Origin of the sequence: Acinetobacter sp. NIPH 2100, assembly GCF_000369805.1 — a bacterium.
Classification (GTDB): Bacteria; Pseudomonadota; Gammaproteobacteria; order Pseudomonadales; family Moraxellaceae; genus Acinetobacter.
The window spans coordinates 646195-652008 of the sequence record NZ_KB850224.1; the positions used below are offsets into that span (position 1 = coordinate 646195).

Consider the following 5814-nt stretch of genomic DNA (forward strand, 5'->3'; position numbering starts at 1 on the left):
TTGCCAAAGACTCGAAAGATGCAGTGAATGGCGGTCAATTGCATGGTGTTGCGGACAGTGTGAAAAACGTTGTAGGCGGCAATGCAACAGTCAATCCAGATGGAACTATCACGACTAGCAATATCGGTGGAACAGGTAAAGACAACATCAATGATGCGATTGGTGCGGTTGGAAAAGCTGCTCAGGCTGCAAAAACCACGGTGAGTAAGAAAGATGACAATCTTACAGTCACAGAGAGTAAGAACAGTGATGGCAGTACGGACTACGAGGTTGGCTTAGCCAAGGACATCAGTGTGGATAGTGTGACCGCGAAAGATGTGAATGCGAACCAAGTGAATGTTGCGGGTGACAAAGGTACCACGACCATTACAGGTGGAGGCATCAGCATCACTGGACCGAAAGGCGAAGCAGGGCCAAGCATGACGACTGACGGCATCAATGCAGGCGGTAAGAAAGTGACGGGTGTAGCAGATGGAAGGATTGAGAAGGGTTCACAGGATGGCATCAATGGTGGACAACTACATCGTTCTTATGAAGATGTCGGTGCGGCATTAGGTGGTGGAGCTGGTTATGATCCTGAGAAGGGTTGGAAAGGCCCGACGTACAATGTTGCAGGTGGTACGCATAACAATGTCGGTGATGCGCTAGGGGCGATTGATGATCGTGTAACCAATCTCGGTGATCAAATGCAACAAGCATTCTACGACACCAACAAGCGCATGGACAAAATGGAAGACAGAATGTCTGCGGGTATTGCTGCAACAGCGGCACTTGAGAACGCACCATTTATTCCAGGTAAATTGACCATGGCTGCTGGTGCTGCTTATTACAATGATCAAAGTGCGGTTGGTGTGACCTTCAGACGTACTGCGGACAATGGTCGTTGGTCACTCACGACGGGTGCTGCAATGGGCAGTGAAGGGAATAGCCCACTTGTTCGTATTGGTGTTAGTACAATCATTGACTAAAACTTTTAGGAGAGTCGAAAGGCTCTCCTTTTCCCCCTTTACAATAATTAAGTGAGAATATATATGAATAAACTTCAAGCTTTTATGATGATTACACTTGCAGGTATCGCGATTAACAGCCAAGCCGAAGAAGAGGTACCAGCAGAAGTTGAGTTAACATCATCTCAAGAGGTGACGTTTCCTGAAGTGGATAAGAGTTATCTTAAACTGGTCAAACGTTATGAATATAATGATGTCGCTCGTTTAGATACTGGCATGAATAAAGATCAATTTCGCCATATTCTTGGGAATCCGCAATTTAGTGAAGGCGTATTGGCAGTGAGAACTTGGAATTACGTTTTAGATATTCGCGTACCAAATACCCAAGATTATAAGCGTTGTCAGTTACGTATTGATTATGACAAAAAATATATTGCTGAACGTTTATCATGGAAAGGAGAAGAGTGTCAGGGCTTAATGGCGTGGGGAGCGAATAATGTTGTTCCTGCAGCACCAATACAAACAGCCGCACAAAGTGCAACAGTCTTCTTTGCTTTTGATCGAGCAGATGCAAATTCAATAGAGCCAAGTTCTACTAACCTTGCGAACGTCGTCGGATCAATTCAACAGTCACAAAATCCTGTGGTCATTTCGGGTTATGCTGATCGACTTGGTAAGTTTGCTTATAACCAGGATTTATCATCACGTCGAGCCAATACAGTTGCGAAATTATTGGCACAACAGGGTGTAGATCCTGCACGCATTCAATTACAAGTGAGTGGTGGGACCAGTCTATATCAAGAGTGCTCTGGTCAATCTAGAAATGTACAAGTTGTACAATGTTTAGCTCCAAATCGGAGAGTGAATATTCAATGGTAATTTAAAGTAGATAGAGAGCCAGTTTAATTTACAACTGGCTTTTTTATTGTCTGCATAAAAAGTAATTTAATTTGTTGTTTGGTGTGTTTTTAAAATTAAAAGATATTTATGTTTTATAGGTTCTATTAATTATTAATGGCCTAATATGGTTTATTTTAAAATATTTTTTGATTGTTAGTGTTTCCATGAATGATTATTTGTTTATTTTTATTAAGAAATGGACTGTATTGTTAACTTTTATGCCTGATTGTTAAAAATATTTTATTAATTTTATCTAAATTTAATATTTCTGAATTATAAGAAAGGATTAAATTATGAATAAAATTTACCGATTGGTTTGGAATAAAAGTTTAAATTTATGGACGGTTGTTTCAGAAATTGCGCGAGGCTCTTGTAAGAAACGTAATATGACAGTTTCATTTTCAAAAAAAGCAAATGTTGAAAAAGCCAAGAATTTAGAATCTATAAGTTTTAAAGTCGCAATCATTCCTCAAGCATTTCAGATTTTAGGTATAACAGTACTATTATCGCTCGGTTTTGTGATAAGCAGTTCAGCTCATGCAGCAACCTACACGGGTTCACAAACTTGTACTGCGGGCGCCGGTGTAGGGCCTGATGGCGTAAATCGACCAGCTGACACTAATCCTGTAAATGGTAGTGGTACTTGGAGTAATGTCGTTGGATGTAATGCGAAAGGGAATAACCATCTTGGTGTTCAAGTTGTGGGAGCCTATGCGTCAGCGACAGGTGCTGGAGCAACTGTCATGGGTTTTGGTTCGGAAGCCGCAACGCGATCTACCGCATATGGTATGCAGGCTCAAGCATCAGGGACACAATCAACAGCAGTTGGATCTTGGGCGCAAGCGAGCGGGGTTGGTAGTGTTGCAATGGGAACTGACGGGCTCTCAAATAGTCGGAATTCGGGAGCAAGAGCTGCAGGTAATCAGGCAGTAGCAATCGCAGGGCGAGCCATTGCAGCAGGAGATAAGTCTATCGCAATTGGGCATAACTCTAATGCGAATGGTTATGGTGATATTGCACTTGGTCGAGATGCTTCTGCTAAAGGAGTGACTGAAAATGGAGCGATTTATACGGCAACGGCTTTAGGCGCGAGTGCTCAAGCTGAAGGTAAGAATACAACAGCAGTTGGACAAAACAGCAAAGCAACTAAACTGGGTGCATCGGCTTTTGGTGGGCTAGCCGAAGCGACTGCAGAATATAGTAGTGCTTTAGGTAATGGCGCAAAAGCAACCGCTAATTTTGCAACAGCGACAGGTAATCAGGCAAATGCGTCCGCTGTCGGTGCAACGGTCGCAGGTTCAAATTCTGTGGCAAGTGGAGAGTTATCAAGTGGTTTTGGTGCACTTGTGCAAGCCACAGGAAATAAATCTACAGCAGTGGGTACGAGCGCTCAAGGTATAGGAAGCTCTACCGTCGCAGTTGGCGATAGCTCTAAAGCTCAAGGCGATAATGACATTGCGATTGGCCGTAATGCTGCTACAGCCAGTGGCGGTAGCAATAACATTGCAGTCGGTAATGGCGTTACCACAGGAAGTACAGGTCAAAACGTTGCGATGGGTTCTGGTACCACAACAGCCAATTCAGGAACTGCTGATGGTGGTGCGGTTGCAATCGGGCGCGATCAAAAAGCAACAGGAGACGGAGCAGTTGCCATAGGTGATCCAAACAATGCCAATGGTAATGGTGCTGTTGCGGTGGGGCGTAATAATACTGCAGCAGGCAATGAAGCTGCTTCAGAGGCTGCTGATGGTGCAGTTGCATTGGGTAATGAAAACAAAGCCATTGGTCAGGGATCAGTTGCACTGGGGAATCGATCCACTGCGGCGGCGGCAGGTGCGATTGCCCTCGGTGACGCAGCCAATGCTCAGGCATCAAGAGGCATTGCATTAGGTTCGAATGCGGTAGCAACCAATGTCGATGATGTTGCACTAGGTGCAGGTAGCCAAACCAGTACTGCAACAGGCGCAGCGTATCGAACAGGCACAGCAGCCCCAGCTTCTGTGGTGTCAGTCGGTACAGCAGGCAATGAGAGACGTATCCAGAACTTATCAGATGGTGCAGCAGATACCGATGCAGTTAACGTCCGCCAATTAAAAAATGTTCAGGATGGCGTTGACCAACTGGGTGAAAGTACCGCAGATGCTTTGGGTGGCGGTTCAAGCTATGACCCTGCAACCGGTGCTGTGACTGCCCCGAACTACAATGTAAATGGCAATACCGTGAACAATGTCGGTGATGCGATTACAGCATTGGATAAAGGTTGGACCTTACAAAGTAATGGAGAAAACGCTGGCGCAGTTAAAGCAGGCGATACGGTTGATATCGGTACAGCGGATGGTGAAGAAAACTTACAAGTAACCAAAGAAGGCAATGACATCAAGTACAGCCTGAACCGTGACTTGAAAGTGGACAGTGTGACTGCAGGCGATACCGTGATTAACAATGATGGGATGACCATTACAGGCGGTCCAAGTGTGACCAAGTCAGGTATCGATGCGGCTGGCAATAAAGTTACTAACGTTGCGGATGGAACCGAAGCTAGTGATGCAGTGAACAAAGGCCAGTTAGATAAAGCAGGGCAAGACTTAACTGACAAAGGCTTTGGCTTAACTGCACAAGATGGCACCACTGTTCAAAAGAAACTGGGTGAAGCGGTTGATGTTGTCGGTGCAGATGAGAACATCACCACCAAAGTACAAGACGGCAAGGTTGCAATTGAACTTGCCAAAGATCTGAATGTAAACAGCATTAAGGCAGGCGACACCACCATCAATAATGATGGTCTAACTATTGCCAATGGTCCAAGCATGACCAAGTCAGGTATCGATGCCGCTAGCAATAAAGTTTCTAACGTTGCAGATGGAACCGAAGCCAGTGATGCAGTGAACAAAGGCCAGTTAGATAAAGCAGGACAGGACTTAACAGACAAAGGCTTTGGTTTAACCGCACAAGATGGCACCACTGTTCAGAAGAAACTGGGTGAAGCGGTTGATGTTGTCGGTGCAGATGAGAACATCACCACCAAAGTACAAGACGGCAAGGTTGCAATTGAACTTGCCAAAGATCTGAATGTAAACAGCATTAAGGCAGGCGACACCACCATCAATAATGATGGTCTAACTATTGCCAATGGTCCAAGCGTGACCAAGTCAGGTATCGATGCCGCTAGCAATAAAGTTTCTAACGTTGCAGATGGAACCGAAGCCAGTGATGCAGTAAACAAAGGCCAGTTAGATAAAGCAGGTCAAGACTTAACTGACAAAGGCTTTGGCTTAACCGCACAAGATGGCACCACTGTTCAGAAGAAACTGGGTGAAGCTGTTGACGTTATGGGTGCAGATGAGAACATCACCACCAAAGTACAAGACGGCAAGGTTGCAATTGAACTTGCTAAAGCTCTGAATGTGAACAGTATTAAGGCAGGCGATACGACCATTAATAATGATGGTCTAACTATTGCCAATGGTCCGAGCGTGACCAAATCTGGTATCGATGCAGCTGGCAATAAGGTTACTAACGTTGCTGATGGAACCGAAGCCAGTGATGCAGTGAACAAAGGCCAGTTAGATAAAGCAGGACAGGATTTAACAGACAAAGGCTTTGGTTTAACCGCACAAGACGGCACCACTGTTCAGAAGAAACTGGGTGAAGCAGTTGACGTTATGGGTGCAGATGAGAACATCACCACCAAAGTACAAGACGGCAAGGTTGCAATTGAACTTGCCAAAGACCTGAATGTAAACAGCATTAAGGCAGGCGATACCACCATCAACAATGATGGTCTAACTATTGCCAATGGACCAAGCATCACCAAGTCAGGTATCGATGTTGCGGGTAACAAGATCAGTAATGTTGCAGCGGGTACAGCAGGTACTGATGCTGTAAATAAAGACCAATTGGATACAGCGGCAGCCGCATCGAAAACAGAGGTTGAAGCTGGCAAGAACATGACGGTTGAAAGCAGAAC

General features: G+C 45.0%; 3 protein-coding genes. All 3 read left to right on the plus strand.

Annotated features, from left to right (window positions below):
* On the plus strand, positions 1–968 hold a 968-nt coding region (locus F887_RS14855; protein WP_005291729.1), incomplete at its 5' end, for a YadA C-terminal domain-containing protein.
* A gap of 63 nt (positions 969–1031) precedes the next feature.
* Positions 1032–1826 (plus strand): trimeric autotransporter adhesin/peptidogylcan-associated protein TpgA, encoded by a 795-nt coding sequence (gene tpgA / locus F887_RS14850; RefSeq protein ID WP_005291730.1) that lies wholly within the window; start codon positions 1032–1034, stop codon positions 1824–1826.
* Positions 1827–2140: 314 nt separating this feature from the next.
* Positions 2141–5814: ESPR-type extended signal peptide-containing protein (locus F887_RS18220; RefSeq protein ID WP_005291733.1), on the plus strand; the 3674-nt coding region annotated here is incomplete at its 3' end.